This is a genomic window from Huintestinicola sp. (assembly GCF_051882455.1).
GTDB lineage: Bacteria > Bacillota > Clostridia > Oscillospirales > Ruminococcaceae > Huintestinicola.
Genome location: NZ_JBJERV010000023.1, coordinates 1 through 15,560, shown reverse-complemented (window position 1 = coordinate 15,560; position 15,560 = coordinate 1). Strand labels below are relative to the sequence as shown.

At 45.9% G+C, this 15,560-nt stretch carries 17 protein-coding genes; 16 read left to right on the top strand and 1 reads right to left on the bottom strand.

Annotated features, from left to right (window positions below):
* Nucleotides 1-989, bottom strand: a 989-nt coding sequence (gene dnaA, locus ACI4J0_RS03310; RefSeq protein WP_439764398.1) for a chromosomal replication initiator protein DnaA, incomplete at its 3' end; no start/stop codon positions are given.
* 496 nt (nt 990-1,485) lie between these two features.
* Between dnaA and rpmH the strand changes: the two genes are divergently transcribed.
* From rpmH to ACI4J0_RS03230, 16 genes are all read left to right on the top strand, one after another.
* The gene (gene rpmH / locus ACI4J0_RS03305; protein ID WP_178726858.1) at nt 1,486-1,620 is read left to right on the top strand and encodes a 50S ribosomal protein L34; all 135 of its coding nucleotides are present in this window, start codon (nt 1,486-1,488) and stop codon (nt 1,618-1,620) included.
* A 114-nt stretch (nt 1,621-1,734) separates the two neighbouring features.
* Nucleotides 1,735-2,097, top strand: coding sequence for a ribonuclease P protein component (rnpA, locus tag ACI4J0_RS03300; protein WP_439764397.1), 363 nt, complete (start codon nt 1,735-1,737; stop codon nt 2,095-2,097).
* Entirely contained in the window at nt 2,094-2,375 is a 282-nt protein-coding gene (yidD, locus tag ACI4J0_RS03295) for a membrane protein insertion efficiency factor YidD (RefSeq protein ID WP_439764396.1), read from the top strand. The genes rnpA and yidD overlap by 4 nt, the downstream gene beginning before the upstream one ends.
* Nucleotides 2,376-2,448: 73 nt before the next feature.
* Nucleotides 2,449-3,627, top strand: coding sequence for a YidC/Oxa1 family membrane protein insertase (locus tag ACI4J0_RS03290; protein ID WP_439764395.1), 1,179 nt, complete (start codon nt 2,449-2,451; stop codon nt 3,625-3,627).
* A 39-nt stretch (nt 3,628-3,666) separates the two neighbouring features.
* Nucleotides 3,667-4,461 carry an RNA-binding cell elongation regulator Jag/EloR gene (gene jag, locus ACI4J0_RS03285; protein WP_439764394.1) on the top strand — a complete coding sequence of 265 codons (795 nt, stop codon included), beginning with the start codon at nt 3,667-3,669 and terminating at the stop codon, nt 4,459-4,461.
* 98 nt (nt 4,462-4,559) lie between these two features.
* Complete coding sequence (gene mnmE / locus ACI4J0_RS03280; RefSeq protein WP_439764393.1) at nt 4,560-5,939, top strand: tRNA uridine-5-carboxymethylaminomethyl(34) synthesis GTPase MnmE; 1,380 nt, start codon at nt 4,560-4,562, stop codon at nt 5,937-5,939.
* Between the two features lie 2 nt (nt 5,940-5,941).
* Nucleotides 5,942-6,352, top strand: a complete 411-nt coding sequence (locus ACI4J0_RS03275; protein ID WP_439764392.1) for a hypothetical protein — start codon at nt 5,942-5,944, stop codon at nt 6,350-6,352.
* 24 nt (nt 6,353-6,376) lie between these two features.
* Complete coding sequence (gene mnmG / locus ACI4J0_RS03270; RefSeq protein WP_439764391.1) at nt 6,377-8,266, top strand: tRNA uridine-5-carboxymethylaminomethyl(34) synthesis enzyme MnmG; 1,890 nt, start codon at nt 6,377-6,379, stop codon at nt 8,264-8,266.
* 50 nt (nt 8,267-8,316) lie between these two features.
* A complete protein-coding gene (locus ACI4J0_RS03265; RefSeq protein WP_439764390.1) occupies nt 8,317-8,712 on the top strand; it encodes a polyketide cyclase in 396 nt (131 codons plus the stop codon).
* 14 nt (nt 8,713-8,726) lie between these two features.
* Nucleotides 8,727-9,131: a hypothetical protein gene (locus tag ACI4J0_RS03260; protein ID WP_439764389.1), complete on the top strand. Its 405-nt coding sequence runs from the start codon at nt 8,727-8,729 to the stop codon at nt 9,129-9,131.
* A 181-nt stretch (nt 9,132-9,312) separates the two neighbouring features.
* Nucleotides 9,313-10,020 (top strand): 16S rRNA (guanine(527)-N(7))-methyltransferase RsmG, encoded by a 708-nt coding sequence (gene rsmG, locus ACI4J0_RS03255; RefSeq protein WP_439764388.1) that lies wholly within the window; start codon nt 9,313-9,315, stop codon nt 10,018-10,020.
* Between the two features lie 116 nt (nt 10,021-10,136).
* Entirely contained in the window at nt 10,137-10,976 is an 840-nt protein-coding gene (locus tag ACI4J0_RS03250) for a ParB/RepB/Spo0J family partition protein (protein WP_439764387.1), read from the top strand.
* Between the two features lie 389 nt (nt 10,977-11,365).
* Nucleotides 11,366-12,187, top strand: a complete 822-nt coding sequence (locus ACI4J0_RS03245) for a ParA family protein (protein WP_439764386.1) — start codon at nt 11,366-11,368, stop codon at nt 12,185-12,187.
* An 18-nt stretch (nt 12,188-12,205) separates the two neighbouring features.
* A complete protein-coding gene (locus ACI4J0_RS03240; RefSeq protein ID WP_439764385.1) occupies nt 12,206-13,102 on the top strand; it encodes a ParB/RepB/Spo0J family partition protein in 897 nt (298 codons plus the stop codon).
* Nucleotides 13,103-13,106: 4 nt separating this feature from the next.
* Nucleotides 13,107-14,111, top strand: a complete 1,005-nt coding sequence (locus ACI4J0_RS03235) for an AraC family transcriptional regulator (protein WP_439764384.1) — start codon at nt 13,107-13,109, stop codon at nt 14,109-14,111.
* Nucleotides 14,112-14,240: 129 nt separating this feature from the next.
* On the top strand, nt 14,241-15,467 hold the full coding sequence (locus ACI4J0_RS03230; RefSeq protein WP_439764383.1) for an HD-GYP domain-containing protein: 1,227 nt from the start codon (nt 14,241-14,243) through the stop codon (nt 15,465-15,467).
* Nucleotides 15,468-15,560: the final 93 nt, after the last annotated feature.

Here is a 15,560-nt window from a genome sequence, read left to right as displayed (position 1 = left end):
GTGCCCATAAGGTGCTGAGAAGCCTTGAGCTTTTTAACGCAGCCCTCCAGCTGTCTGATATCCGCCTTGAGCCTTGAGGCTATAGTCTCGACCACATCATCGGTAAGAGTGAGGTTAAGGAGATCTGCCTTTCTTTTAATGATGGCGACTCTTGTTTCAAAGTCGGGGGGAGTGATATCTGCGATAAGACCCCATTCAAACCTTGTCCTTATCCTCTCCTCAAGGGTCTTGATATCCTTAGGGGGCCTGTCCGAGGTAAGGATTATCTGTTTGCCCTGGCTGTGAAGCTCGTTGAAGGTGTGGAAAAATTCCTCCTGAGTGGACTCCTTTCCCGAGATGAACTGGATATCGTCCATCAGCAGAACGTCGGCATTACGGTATTTTTTTCTGAAAGCGTGGGTAGTCTGTTCTCTGATGGCGTTAATGAGCTCATTGGTAAAAGCCTCGCCCGTGACATAGATAATGTTTGTATCGGGCTTGTTTGCTTTTATAGCGTTTGAAACGGCTGTCAGCAGATGAGTTTTTCCCAGACCCGAGGGGCCGTGGATAAACAGGGGATTATAAACGCCGCCCTGATTTTTTGAGACGGCAACGCAGGCAGCGTGGGCAAACTCGTTAGATTTTCCCACGATGAAGGTATCGAAGGTGTAGTCATATTCGGCATTTGAAAAGGTTATTTCCAGTTCTTCCCTGTCCTTGATGGGCTTGGAGTCATTCTCATCGGAAAGCTCGGCGGGAGATATATTTATCTCAACATCGAAGCCCATAACGTTAAGGAAAGCGTCCTTGAGCATTTTCTCATAATTTTTCATAATGATGCCCTGCTGGAATTTTGACTGCACCGTAAAGTATGCAACATTATCCTCAAGCTTCAAGGGCTTCATCGAGTGTATCCACATATCGTAGGCAACGGAAGTAAGCTCGCCGTTCACTACCTTCTGGTGGATAAGTTCGAGGACCTTATCAAAAACCTCGTCGAAAGATTTCATAAAAAACCCCTTTCGGAGCGGAAGAAAAACCGCAAAAATGAAGTGCTGAACGCCCATCAGGGCAAAACAACACTATTTTATCCTATTATACCATATTAACGAAAAAAAATCAAGCTTTTTTTTCATTGGGAAAGCCGCAGGTCAGTCCCATAAAAAAACAGCTTAGTGAGATATCTCTGTGATTATATTATAGCACAAAAGTTCTTATTTGTCAAGTGTTTTGGAAAAATTTTTTTCGGCAAAGGGCTTTGCCATTGCATAAAAGCTTCAAAAAGGGGCATAAAAAAACCTCTTTCCTTGTTAATAAATAAAAAAATAATTAAATTTAAAAAAAAGACTTGACATAGGGGAGCATTATGAGTTATACTATAACATTGATGGGGTAGCCATACAAGAAGCAAGATGTTTAAGATGCAATAAGCAAGAGAATGGTCCCCCCTTTATGAAAAGTAAAGGAAATAATTTTTGATAATATTGATAAAGGAGGAGAAAAACAGTGAAAAGAACATACCAGCCTAAGAAGCTCCACAGAAAAAAAGAGCACGGCTTTATGAAGAGAATGTCCACAAAGAACGGCCGCAAGGTACTCGCACGCAGAAGAGCAAAGGGCAGAAAAATGCTCACATACTAATGCTGATGCGGCAGGATCCGGCAGCAGTACGCTTGGCTCGGACAATGCGCCGGTGCATTATGACCGCAAACCATAAATTTGCGGTCATATTTTTTAGCCGGGAAAGGAAAGCATATGCTCTACACAATAAAGCTGAATAACAATAAGGATTTTGTGAGGCTTTACAGCAAGGGTGCCTTTATCTCGGGTGGGCTGTGTACAGTCTATTACCGCAGAAACGGCACAAACCGTAACAGGATAGGCATATCCACCGGCAAGAAGATAGGAAACGCTGTATCAAGGAGCCGTGCAAGGCGTGTCATACGTCAGGCATACAGGGAAAATGAAAAGGATTTTCCGAAAGGCTTTGATATCGTAGTCAGCGCAAGAGCAGGCAGCACGACCTGCAAAAGCTATCACATCGGGAAATTTTTCAGAAGCAGGGTCATACCTGCAATGAAGGACCCCGCAAAACAAAAAAGGCAGATAAAAAAATGACACCTTTAGACAAGCTTTCCGAGCTTTTGAAGCTCATAGTTTTGCTGCCCATAAAATTCTACAAGAAATTCATATCACCCTGTCTGCCCCCGAGATGCAGATATTATCCCTCCTGCTCCACATATGCGGTAGAGGCGATAAAGAAGCACGGAGCGGTCAAGGGAACAATACTCGGAGCATGGCGCATACTCAGGTGCAATCCCTTTGCACGGGGAGGAGTGGACTATGTCCCCGATAAATTTGACCTGTTATATTTTAAGAAAGAAAATAAGCAATAGACTTTAATTTGATAAAGCGTTGCAGTATATATAAAGAAAATGCCTTAACAAGGAAAGGAAGATCATAAGAAATATGGGATTTATATCTGAGCTCATAGGCTATCCTCTGGGATTTATAATGTGGGCTATCTATCAGGTTTTTAAGAATTACGGCATAGCCATACTGCTGTTTACGATAGTAACAAGGCTTGTAATGGTGCCCCTGTCCGTAAAGCAGCAGAAATCAAGCGCCGCAATGGCAGCCTTCAGCCCTAAGCTTGAAAAGCTCAAAAAGCAGTATGCAAACAATCCCCAGAAGCTCCAGGAGGAGCAGATGAAGCTCTATGCCGAGGAAGATATCAATCCTATGGCGTCCTGCCTGCCCCTTATCCCCCAGCTTCTTTTCCTCTACGGTATATTCGACGTTGTGTACCGTCCCCTTACGCATATTCTCCATATATCAAAAGCAGAAGTCGAGGCGCTCAAAACAGTTGCCGCTCCTCTTTTCGAGGGCAACACATATTTTAATGCCCGTCCCGAGCTTTATATACTCCAGGCTGTAAAGGACAATGAGGCTCTCTTCATGGGTGCCAATGGCGTTACAGCAGATGTTCTCGACAAGATAGCAGGCTTTGACAATAAGCTTTTCGGACTTATCGACCTGGGAGCTATCCCCAAATCCGTTTTTGAAGCGGGCACCGTATGGAACGCCGCTGCCATCGGACTTATCCTTATCCCCATCCTTTCGGGTCTCATTCAGCTGATAATGACCTTCTACACAAATGCAAAGCAGAAGAAGCTCAATCCCGAAGCTGCCGCTCAGATGGGCAGTATGAACCTGATGCTTTACATTATGCCCTTTTTCTCCGTGTGGATCGCATTCTCCTATCCCGCAGGTATCGGTTACTACTGGATATGCTCCTCTCTCGTCGGATTTATCCAGTCCATTGTCCTCAATAAAATTTACACACCCGAATATGTGGCAAAGCTTGTTGAAAAGGACAAGATGAAAAAGAAGAACAAGAAAAAGTCGGGCTTTATGCAGAAGTATAATGAGCTTTTGCAGGAGGAGCTTAAAAAGCAGAACGGCTCTTCTTCAAATAACAACGGCAGGATAGCTGCCGCAGGAGTTGTAAAGGACGAGGAAACAGGCGAGGAAGTAAAGCTTTCCAAATCCCAGCTCAAGGAATACGAAAGAAAGATAATTGCCGAAGCAAGACGCAAGCAGGCCGAAAAATACGGCGATGAATACATCGACGACGATAAAGATTAACAGGTTTTCAAAAATCCGAAGCAGAAAGGATGTATCAATATGAAAAAGGAATTTACCGCAAATACCGTAGAAGAAGCAAAAGACCTTGCCGCAGCAGAATTCGGAGCCGACAAGAGCAAGATCAAATTCACCGTGCTTGAAGAAGAAAAGAAGGGCTTTTTAGGCTTCGGAAAGACAGACGCAAAGATACTTGCGGAATATGAGCCTTCAAAGGCAGAGACCGCTGCCGAATACATCAAGGCTATACTCTCCTGCATGGATATTGAGGCAGGACTTGAGATAACCGAAAACGAGGAAGGCGCTGTTATCGACATTACCGGAGATACCACAGGCGCAGTTATCGGCAGAAGGGGCGAGACCCTTGACGCCATACAGTACCTTGCTTCAATGGCAGCAAACCGCAGCGACAAGGAGTATTACAGAATTACCCTTGACTCCTGCGGCTACAGAGAGAAGAGAAAGGCGATCCTTGAGGACCTTGCAAGAAAGATATCCAAGACCGTTCTCAGAACAGGCAGAACTTCCACTCTCGAGCCTATGAACCCCTATGAGAGAAGGATCATCCACGCTGCTGTCAGCGAGATCGAGGGAGTTACCTCCAAGAGCATCGGCGAGGAGCCTTACAGAAAGGTAGTCATCTCCTCCGTTAACGGCAGACCCGAGCGCAGACAGGGCGGCGGAAGAAAGGGCGGATATGACAAGTCCCGCAGAAGAAGAGAGCCTCAGGCTCATTCAATGGATCTGATGAAAACTTCTTTTGAGAAGGACTATAAAAAGCCCAAGCCCGAGGACAGTATGACCGACGGTGAGCTTTACGGAAAAATTGAGCTGTAATGCGAAATTAAAATGTGCGGATAAAAGCCGCCTGAAAAAAGTATTTTAAGGGCGTCCGTCGGGCGCCCTTTTGATATATAAAGCAGAGGAAAAAAATTATGCAGGGTAATACCATTGCCGCCATCTCCACCCCCCGTGCGGCAGGGGGAATTTCAATGATACGAATTTCGGGGGACAGCGCCCTTGAGATCGCAGATATGCTTTTCAAGCCCATTTCACGAAATGCAAAGCCCTCGGAAATGGAAGGCTACACCTGCGCCTACGGAAAGATCTTTTCCAAGGACGGGGAGGAGCTTGATGACTGTATCCTCACAGTTTTCCGCGCTCCCCGTTCATACACGGGTGAGGACGTGGCGGAAATATCCTGTCACGGCGGAATTTTCATAACCGAGCGCGTTCTCAGGGCGGTGTATGACTGCGGCGCAGTGCCTGCGGGTGCGGGTGAATTTACAAAGCGTGCATTTATGAGCGGCAAGCTGTCTCTTACTCAGGCGGAGGCTGTCATGGATATCATTTCCGCCGAGGGAAAAGCCTTTTACAGAAGGGCTGCAAATGTGAAGGAGGGTGCCCTTTTCAAGAGTATCAAGGCTTGCTCGGACAAGCTTCTTGGACTGCTTGGTGAGCTTGATGCATGGGTCGATTATCCCGATGAGGACATTCCCGAGGTAAGCCCCGAAAATATGAAAGCTGTACTCACAGATGTGCTTTCGGAGATAAGGAAGATCAGCGCAGGCTATGACAACACAAGAATTCTGAAATCCGGCGTTGATACGGTCATTGCAGGCAAGCCGAATGTGGGCAAAAGCACTCTTATGAATCTCCTTGCAGGGGAGGAAAAGAGCATTGTCACCGATATTCCCGGAACCACAAGGGACATTGTGGAGGAGTCTGTCCGTCTGGGAGATATCGTTCTGCGGCTGTCGGACACAGCGGGGCTTCGTGAGACGGAGGATATCGTTGAGGGCGCGGGAATTGAAAAAGCCCGCCGCCGCCTTGAGACCGCCGACCTTATCATTGCGGTATTCGACAACAGCGCCGCTCTTGATGATGATGATATGAAGCTTATCGAAAGCTGCAAGTCTCTCTCGGGTGTAAATGTAATTGCTTGCATAAACAAAAATGATAAAGCTTCACTTATAGAAAAGGACAAAATTGAAGCCGCATTTAAAAATGTCATTGAAATATCCGCCGAAAACGGTGATGGTAAGGGTAAATTACAAAATGTATTATATAATATGTTTATTACAAACAGTAATATCTACAATGATATTTCGGTAAACGAGCGGCAGAAGCAATGCCTCGAAAATGCAGGAAAATGCATTGATGAAGCCCTCATTGCCATATCCTCGGGAACAACTCTTGACGCTGTTAACATCATTCTTGACGAAGCTCAGAACTATCTGCTTGAGCTTACGGGTGAAAGAGTTTCCGAGGCGGTTGTCAATGAAGTATTTTCGCATTTTTGTGTGGGTAAATAATTATGAAAAACAAATATCTTGAAGAGCTTGGGCTTAAAAAAGGGGAATATGGAAGCGATTACTCCGAAATAAGCCGCAAGCAAAAGAAAAAATTTAAGAAGCAAAGAAAAAAATACGGATTTGACGAGAGGGAAACGTGGAATATAAACACTATCTTGATTGAGTGGCTGTATTCTCACCTTATGATGTACACCGAGAAGGGCGGAAAGGTGGTTGACCTTGAGTATCACACCTTTGAATTTAAGGGCAGGACATACACCGAGCTTGAAGCCATTGAATTTATCAAGGAAAAATGCCGCCGCTATCTGACATATGAGCTGACGGACGATGATTTGACCTATGATGAAATAAATGCTGAAATGACAGAAGCTCTGCATCTGCTTGCAGAAATATTTCCCGCTTTGTGGTGGTAATTCTTATAGATAGGAAGTCATAAAATGGAAAAATATTATATAGATGATTATGATGTAGCGGTCATCGGCGCAGGTCACGCAGGTGTTGAAGCCGCTCTTGCAAGCGCCCGTCTGGGTGTTAAGACTGCGCTTTTCACCATTTCTCTTGACTCAATTGCAAATATGCCCTGCAATCCGTCAATCGGCGGAACGGCTAAGGGTCATCTTGTCCGCGAGATTGACGCTCTGGGCGGTCAGATGGGCAAATCTGCCGATAAATGCTTCATTCAGAGCCGTATGCTCAACCGCGGAAAGGGTCCTGCGGTACATAGTCTCAGAGTTCAGGCGGACAGGGTCAAGTATCACGAGTATATGAAAAAGGTCTGCGAGGATCAGGATAATCTTGATATCAAGCAGGCGGAGGTTGCCGAGATAATCGCCGAAAACGGCGTTGTGAAGGGCATTGTCACCGCTCTGGGCGCACAGTATAACGTTAAAAAGGTGATAGTTGCAACGGGAACATATCTGAAGGGCGTTATCCATGTGGGTGAGGTCTCATATGAGAGCGGTCCCGATGCGACGCTGCCTGCAAGATATCTGTCTCAGAGCCTTGAGAGCATTGGTGTGAAGCTTCGCCGTTTCAAAACGGGCACTCCCTCACGAGTTCACAAAAGGAGCATTGATTTTTCTCGGCTTGAGCGGCAGGACGGGGACGAGGATATCCAGCCCTTTTCCTTTGAGACCCCCAGAGAGGGGCTTAAAAACATCGTTTCCTGCTATGTGGCATACACCAATGAGGACACTCATCGGGTAATAAAGGAAAATATCCACCGTTCGCCCCTTTATTCGGGTCGTATACACGGGGTGGGACCCAGATATTGTCCGTCGATCGAGGACAAGATAATGCGTTTCACCGAGCGCCCCCGTCATCAGCTGTTTATTGAACCAATGGGACTTACTACAGACGAGTATTATTTACAGGGAATGTCCTCGTCGCTGCCCGAGGACGTTCAGCTGAAATTCCTGCGGACTATAAAGGGGCTTGAAAATGTTGAAGTTATGCGAAATGCATATGCTATCGAATACGACTGCTGCGACCCGCAGGACCTGCGGCATACTCTTGAATTCAAAAAAATTTCGGGACTTTACGGTGCGGGACAGTTCAATGGCACCTCAGGATATGAAGAAGCTGCGGCGCAGGGACTTATTGCCGGAATAAATGCGGCTTTGTCCGTTCTTGGAAGAGAGCAGATAACTCTGCCCCGTTCATCGTCCTACATTGGCACGCTTATTGATGACCTTGTTATAAAGGGCTGCACCGACCCATACCGAATGATGACGGGACGAAGCGAATACCGTCTGCTGCTGAGACAGGATAATGCGGATGAGAGACTTACGCCTATCGGTCATGATATCGGGCTTATTTCCGAGGAGCGATATGCCGCATTTTTGAAAAAGCGTGAGCAGATAGATGCGGAAATTGAGCGTATCAAAAAGAAGACTGTCAGCCCCACTCCCGAGCTTAATGCTATGCTCGAAAGCAGGGGAACGGCGCCAATTTCCACGGGAATACGCCTTTCCGAGCTGATAAAGCGGCCGCAGATATCCTATGACGATACCGCCCCATTTGATGATGAGAGAAAGCCTCTGCCTTATGAGGTTTGCGAGCAGGTGGGACTTCGTATCGAATATGACGGATACATTGCCCGTCAGCTAATGGAGGTGGAGCACGTCCGCAAGCTTGAGGAGAAAAAGCTGCCTGCCGATGTGGATTACAAGGATATTGAGGGACTGAGCCTTGAGGCTATAGAAAAGCTGAACAAGGTGCGCCCCGAGAATATCGGTCAGGCGGGAAGAATTTCGGGAGTTTCCCCTGCAGACGTAAGCGTGCTGGTAATATGGCTTTCAAAGCAGAGGGGTTCGGCTGAGAAGTAAAATGTTCCACGTGGAACATTGGCAAAATTATCTTTTAGGAGAAAAATATTATGGCTGTATCGACCGTTAAGGCTGTATTCCAAAAGGACATCAAGTCGGTGTGGGATATAGTAACATCTTTGGAGAACTATTCCTGGAGAAGTGACATCGGCAAAATTGAAGTTATAAACGATAAGCAGTTTATCGAATACACGCCCAATGGATTTGCCACAAATTTTACGGTAACAGCAACAGAACAGTATAAACGCTGGGAATTTGATATGGAAAATGATAATATGAAGGGTCATTGGACGGGTATCTTTTCGGAGAAGGGCGTACAGACGGAAATAGAGTTCACGGAAGATGTGACCGCTAAGAAGCTTATAATGAAGCCTTTTGTGAAGATGTATCTGAAAAAGCAGCAGGAGCTGTATATTTCTGATTTGAGAAAAGCTTTGGATAAATAAGGGGATAATGACAAATGAGCAGTGAAAAATATTATATCAACACCGAAGCTGGACTCCGCAAAAAATCCTTTGAGCTGTATTTCAACGGCGGTTCGATCTGGGCGGAGCATCTTGATGGTATGGGTGATATGAAGGATAAGGTCATTGAGAAATTTCTAAGTGACAAGAAAAGCTTTTGCAGACCCTCTATGACTTCTTTTGTTATCGTAAATCTTGACCAGACCGAGATAGATGACGACATAATTTCCTGCATATACGATACCTTTGTTAACTCTCAGAAAAGATTTATGAAAATAGCTTTTGTGGGAATTAAGAAAATCGGGGACAGGAATTATCTTCGGGATATATCCCGGAAGAAGGGCTGTCCTGTTGAATTTTTTGATGATTTTGAAAAGGCAAAACAGTGGGTATTGCCTTAAAATGTTCCACGTGGAACAGCGGGGGGCGCCCCGCGGCGAGGTCGCACTGTCATATAAGTGAAACTGTAAAATCATTCTGCGCATTGAGAAATGCATAAAATGTTCCACGTGGAACAGCGGGGGTCGTCTTGAGGTAACGTTAATAAATTCGATTTTCCCTTTAATAAAGGAGTTTTAAACAATGACCATTCTTCCCTATAACGAACTATCCACTCTCTTTGAAAAGAGCGGTATGACTGTAAATGAGGAGCAATACAGGCTTCTTGATAAATACGCCGAGCTTTTGGTGGAATACAACAAGGTGATGAACCTGACGGGCATAACCGACCCTCTCGGAATTTCCGAGAAGCATTTTTTGGACAGCCTTCTTGTGTTCAAGCTGTGGGATATTCCCGAAAATTCGACCGTCATTGACGTTGGAACGGGTGCGGGCTTTCCGGGAGTTCCAATGAAGCTGTACCGTCCCGACCTTGACGTGACCCTTCTTGACAGCCTTAATAAGAGAATAAATTTTCTTGATGCGGTTTCCCGCGAGACTCTGCCTATGACCTGTATCCACGCAAGGGCAGAGGAGGGCGGACGGAAAAATGAGCTTCGGGAGATGTTCGATATTGCCATTGCCAGAGCGGTGGCGGCGCTGCCTGTTCTGGCGGAATACTGTATGCCCTATGTAAAGCCGGGCGGTTGTTTTATCGCTATGAAGGGACCGAGTGAGGACATTTCTCAGGGTGAGAATGCGGTAAAAATTCTGGGCGGCGAAATTTCGGATATTATAAATTATGACCTTCCCTCGGGGAATAAGAGAGTTATGGTCATTGTAAAAAAAATATCTTCCACACCGACAAAATACCCGCGCAACGGCGGTCAGATCTCGAAAAAAAGCTTGTGAATTTGTTGAAAGTTGTTTTTCGGAGCGTTATTATCGGCATTATTCACGAAAGTTTTGACTTTATTTTATGCATAAAGGGCATTACAATAATATCATAAAGAAACGGAGATGATATTATGGCAATGCCCTTTAAATCTGCCCTTGAGAACCTGGGCGGGATAATTATGAATGAAAAAACTGCCGCAAGGGTGGTCATGCTGGATATGGACAGGATTTATCCCAACCCAAATCAGCCCCGAAGCAGATTTCCCGAAGCGGAGCTTGAGGAGCTGGCGGCGAGCATTAAAAACAGCGGACTTATCCAGCCTATAATTGTCCGCAGGCTTGATGTGGGCTACGAGCTTATTGCAGGGGAGCGCAGGCTTCGTGCGGCAAAGCTCTGCGGAATGACCGAGATCGCCTGCATTATCGTTGACGCAAATGAACGCAGCTCTGCAATGATGTCCCTTGCGGAAAATATGCAGCGGAAGGACCTGAACTTTTTTGAGGAGGCGGAGGCAATTTCCGCAATGACCCAGCTTTTCGGGTATACCCAGGAGGACGTGGCTGTCAGACTGGGAAAATCTCAGTCGGCGGTGGCAAATAAGGTGAGGCTGCTGAAATTTTCCCGTTCCGAGCGGCGGAAAATGATAGAATACGGTTTTACCGAACGCCACGCACGGGCACTTCTGGCGGTGGAGTCACCGGATATAAGAGCCGACCTTATCGAGGAGATCTACGAGCGCAGGCTCAATGTTGAAAACACCGAGCGGCTTGTTGAAAGCTTTACTAAAAAGTCGAAGGAATTACAGAGAATACGCAAATGCAGAGGTGCATTCAAGGACGTGAGGATCTTCGTGAATACCATAAATCATGCCATTGAAGTTATGCAGGCTGCCGGGATAAATGCGGAGGTAAAAAAGACCAAGGAGAAGGATTATATAGAGTATGTTGTCCGTATACCGTCTGGGGGATAAGAGTGAAAAATGTCCCTCTTTGTTTCGGCAGAGAGGGACAAGTATTTATTCGGAATGTTCCACGTGGAACATTCTTTTTTTGTTTTCTCGATGTTCTTTCATTAAAACAGGACAAACCGTCTGCAATATGCACATTAGCGGTTTGATTGAAAATTCATCTGTAAAATGTTCCACGTGGAACATTACGAAATTTATTGTTATTGCTACTTGAAATCATTGGAGATTGATGATATAATAAAAATACGTTGATTATAATAACAGAAAATGTTCCACGTGGAACAATCAGACGGGGAGACTTTTTATAAAGTCAAAATAAATTTTCGGCGCGACTGCGCTGCAGGGCGACCCTGCCCACGTGGAACATTTTAAATGATCTAAGGAATGATAAAATGACTAAAATAATCGCAATCGCCAACCAGAAGGGCGGCGTCGGAAAATCCACCACAGCTGTCAATCTTGCGGCTTCTATCGGCATCAGAGGGAAAAAAGTCCTCTGCATCGATATGGACCCCCAGGGAAATACCACCAGCGGCTTCGGCATACGAAAAAAATCCGTTTCTGTGACCATATACGATGTACTTATGGGCAAGCGGAGAATTGGCGAGGGAATTATCGAGACCGCATACAAAAATGTGTCGGTAATATGCAGCACCTCGGCTCTTGCAGGTGCGGATATCGAGCTTGTGAACCTTGACAACCGCTCAAACCGCCTGAAAATGCAGCTTCTTACCGTTAAAAATGACTATGATTACATAATAATCGACTGTCCGCCTTCCCTTTCTCTTCTCACCGTAAACGCACTATGCGCTGCGGACAGTGTGCTTATCCCGCTTCAATGCGAATATTATTCCCTTGAGGGACTTTCTCAGCTTGTGGAGTCCATCAAGAGGGTCAAGAAAAATTACAATCCCAATATTGACATTGACGGCATTGTGTTTACAATGTTCGACGTCCGTCTTAACCTTACAAATCAGGTTGTTTCCGAGGTGCAGAGGCATTTCCCGAAAAAGGTGTACAGAACGGTAATTCCCCGTAATGTAAAGCTTTCCGAGGCTCCCAGCTTCGGAAAACCGGTCATATACTATGACAAGACCTCCCGCGGCGCGGAGGCATATGAAAAGCTGGCGGAGGAAATGCTCACCCGCCACGGCGTCACCGATATCAAGCCAAAGCCCGTAAAGAAGCGGCTTTTAGGCTCTGCGAAAATATAAGAAAGGTTGGTATGATAAATGGCTCTCGGATCAGGTCTTGACATACTTTTTGAGGATAACGCTTTTGACAGCAAGGACATAAAAACTCTCAGAATGTCCGAAATCGAACCCAACAGATCACAGCCCAGAACCGTTTTTGACGAGGAAAATATCAAGGGTCTGGCTGATTCAATAAAGGAACACGGGCTCATTCAGCCTATAGTTGTCCGTCCGCTGCCCAACGGTCTTACATATCAGATAATCGCGGGAGAGCGAAGATGGCGTGCCTGCAAGCTGCTTAAAATGGAAGAGGTGCCCGTAATTATCCGTGAGACGGACGAGCTTGAGGCGGCTGAGCTTGCAATTGTGGAGAATGTTCAGCGTGCGGACTTAAATCCCGTTGAAGAAGCAACGGCTTACCGTACTCTTATGGATAAATACGGCATGACTCAGGACAGGCTTGCGGAGGTAATGGGAAAATCCCGTTCTTATATTGCAAATATGACCCGTCTGCTCACACTTCCCGAGGAGGCATTGAATGCTCTGGGCGAAGGGGAAATTTCCGTCGGTCATGCAAAGGTGCTTATGTCGGTCGATGATAAGAATGATCTTATCTATGCGCTGGAAACCGTCATCAAGGAAAAGCTCAGCGTCCGTCAGACCGAAAAGCTTGCGGCGGAGCTTAACAAAGGCGAGGAGAAAAAGGAGCCTTCCGTCAGCAAGACTACAAAGAATTATTTCACCGAAATGGAGCTTAGTCTTAAGGAGCGGCTGGGCAGATCGGTCAAGATAAGCGGCAGCAGCGGCGAAAAGGGAAAAATCACCCTCAGCTTCAGCGACAAGGAAGACCTTTGCCGCCTTGCGGATTTCCTTATCTTATTTGAGTCGCGTAATTCGGAAAATAATAACGGTATCAGCGAGACTGCTACAGACTGATAAAATGATCCCGTCATTTCAGTGCATTCAGAATGACGGGATCTTTTTCGGACAAAATCAAGCAGAAACTGACAGGACAAGATCATTTTCATATGTTATCATTATCACAGGAGGCGAGGAAATGGACTGGACGGAAAGCCTTAGACGGGCGATAGATTTTATGGAGACGGGTCTTACCGAGGACATCTCTCCCGAGGACATTGCAAAAGCTGTGAACATCTCACCCTTTTATCTGGAGCGGGGCTTCAAGCTTATGACGGGCTATTCAATGGGCGAATATATCCGCTGCCGCAGACTTTATCTTTCAGCGCTGGATATTATCGGCGGCAGGGAAGAAAAGGTCATTGACATTGCTCTTAAATACGGCTATGATACCCCCGAGAGCTTTACGAAGGCATTTGCAAGGTTTCACGGCGTAACTCCGTCGGGTCTGAGAAAAGATCCCCATGCTCTGAGGACGTTTCTCCCTCTTAAAATTCAGGTGGTAATTCAAGGAGGAAACAGTATGGATATGATAGTTGAAAAAATGAGCGGTTTTAAGGTAATAGGCTATGAAAGCATTATAAATTCCGAGACATCTTATACGGATATCCCGAAGCTATGGGATAAATTCTGCTCGGAAAAAATGAGACCCCTTTGCAGCAAGGCTCCCGAAACAGCCGAGGAAAAGGCTATCAAGGAAAACTGCATTGGTATGTTCGGCGTATGTGTTGACGATATAGGCGGCAATAAGTTCAGATATCTTATAGCAGGGGAGTATAAGGGCGGAGATGTTCCCGAGGGAATGACGGTTTATGAGTTTCCCGACGCCCGGTGGGCTAAGTTCAGGTGCACAGGTCCTATGCCCGGAGCATTGCAGTCTGTGAATACAAAGATATTCCGCGAATGGCTCCCCGGAAATCCCGATTATGACATTGCCTTCGGCGCAAATATCGAGTGGTACTCCGAGGGAGACGGCAGTGCGGCGGATTACGAGAGCGCCATCTGGATACCCGTTAAAAGAAAGTAATATAATATGTTAAACAAGCTCATATGGCAGTTCATGTGAGCTTGCTTTATTATGTTAAAGAAAATTTATTGACGAATAGTGCAGAATATGGTATAATTATTCTATCAAATCATTCGGGAGATGAGACAGTTGAGCAACGCGACCCTGAGCAGGATAATTAAAAGGAACGAAGAGGACGCAAACCGCACCGCCGCAAACGTTATGATGATAACCTTTGCCATCTTTACGGTGGTATATATTCTTAATGTGGCGGGAATATTCATAATTGACAGGCCGGTAATGAATTTGGCTTACTGCATAAGTGCCGTACTGCTGCTGCTTCCCAAGCTGCTTAATAAGCTTTGCGGAACATCGGCAAAATATCTTAAATACCTTTATGTGCTTTTTGCGGACCTGTTCCTGCTTGTGATAACCTCGGCCCTCACATATCACGTTGTGGTGGTATATGCGTATCCCATAGCCATAGCGGGACTGTATTTTTCACAAAAGCTCACAAAGCTTTCGGCTGCGGGAACGCTGACTGTTACCGCTGCGGGACAGCTTATCGCTTTTTACATGGGTCGGAATAATGACCATAATCTCCAGACCTTGAATAGACTTGTGTTATTCGGCATTCTTCCCAGATTTCTGACATTATTATGCTTTGCGGCACTCCTGCTTCTTCTCACGAAAAGAACATCGAAGCTTTTGAGCGATGACGCGGATAATTACGAGCATCTGCTTTCCCACAATCAGGAAATGATATGCGGCTTTGCAACTCTGGTGGAAAACCGGGACGAAAATACGGGCGGTCATATCAAAAGAACAAGCATTTACGCTGAGCTTCTCGCCCGCGAGCTGCAGCGGACGGGGAAGTACAGCGATATCATCACAGATGAATTTATCGAGTGTCTTGCAATGGTTGCGCCCCTTCACGATATCGGAAAGATATCCATTCCCGACAGTATCCTCTGCAAGCCCGGAAAGCTCACCGATGAGGAATTTGATATAATGAGATCACATTCCGCAAAGGGCAGCGAGATAATCAAAGAGATCTTTTTACATTCCGCCGATGAAAATTACAAACAAATGGCATACGAGGTGGCACGCTATCACCACGAAAAATGGAACGGCAGAGGCTATCCCGAAGGACTTTCGGAAAATAATATCCCCCTTTCCGCAAGGATAATGGCTGTGGCGGACGTATTCGACGCTGTATCGGAAAAGCGCTGCTACCGTGATGCAATGCCCCTTGAGGAGTGCTTTAAGATAATTTCCGAGGGAAGCGGCAGGGACTTTGACCCTGTTCTTGCGGATGCTTTTCTGAATATACGCGAGACTATTACAGATGTAAGGAAGGCTACTCACAATAAATAAAAAATAGCCCCCGATAATTTCAATTTGAATTATCGGGGCTCAGCTTGTCGATAAAGCGGTTAAATGAAAAAAGTTGCACAAAAGAACACAACA

Coding starts and splice junctions, on each gene's coding strand:
- ACI4J0_RS03260 (WP_439764389.1), top strand. CDS start 8,727: ATGAGCAGTGAAAAATATTATATCAACACCGAAGCTGGACTCCGCAAA.
- ACI4J0_RS03250 (WP_439764387.1), top strand. CDS start 10,137: ATGGCAATGCCCTTTAAATCTGCCCTTGAGAACCTGGGCGGGATAATT.
- yidD (WP_439764396.1), top strand. CDS start 2,094: ATGACACCTTTAGACAAGCTTTCCGAGCTTTTGAAGCTCATAGTTTTG.
- ACI4J0_RS03275 (WP_439764392.1), top strand. CDS start 5,942: ATGAAAAACAAATATCTTGAAGAGCTTGGGCTTAAAAAAGGGGAATAT.
- rsmG (WP_439764388.1), top strand. CDS start 9,313: ATGACCATTCTTCCCTATAACGAACTATCCACTCTCTTTGAAAAGAGC.
- ACI4J0_RS03240 (WP_439764385.1), top strand. CDS start 12,206: ATGGCTCTCGGATCAGGTCTTGACATACTTTTTGAGGATAACGCTTTT.
- mnmE (WP_439764393.1), top strand. CDS start 4,560: ATGCAGGGTAATACCATTGCCGCCATCTCCACCCCCCGTGCGGCAGGG.
- ACI4J0_RS03235 (WP_439764384.1), top strand. CDS start 13,107: ATGATCCCGTCATTTCAGTGCATTCAGAATGACGGGATCTTTTTCGGA.
- mnmG (WP_439764391.1), top strand. CDS start 6,377: ATGGAAAAATATTATATAGATGATTATGATGTAGCGGTCATCGGCGCA.
- rnpA (WP_439764397.1), top strand. CDS start 1,735: ATGCTCTACACAATAAAGCTGAATAACAATAAGGATTTTGTGAGGCTT.
- ACI4J0_RS03290 (WP_439764395.1), top strand. CDS start 2,449: ATGGGATTTATATCTGAGCTCATAGGCTATCCTCTGGGATTTATAATG.
- ACI4J0_RS03245 (WP_439764386.1), top strand. CDS start 11,366: ATGACTAAAATAATCGCAATCGCCAACCAGAAGGGCGGCGTCGGAAAA.
- jag (WP_439764394.1), top strand. CDS start 3,667: ATGAAAAAGGAATTTACCGCAAATACCGTAGAAGAAGCAAAAGACCTT.
- ACI4J0_RS03265 (WP_439764390.1), top strand. CDS start 8,317: ATGGCTGTATCGACCGTTAAGGCTGTATTCCAAAAGGACATCAAGTCG.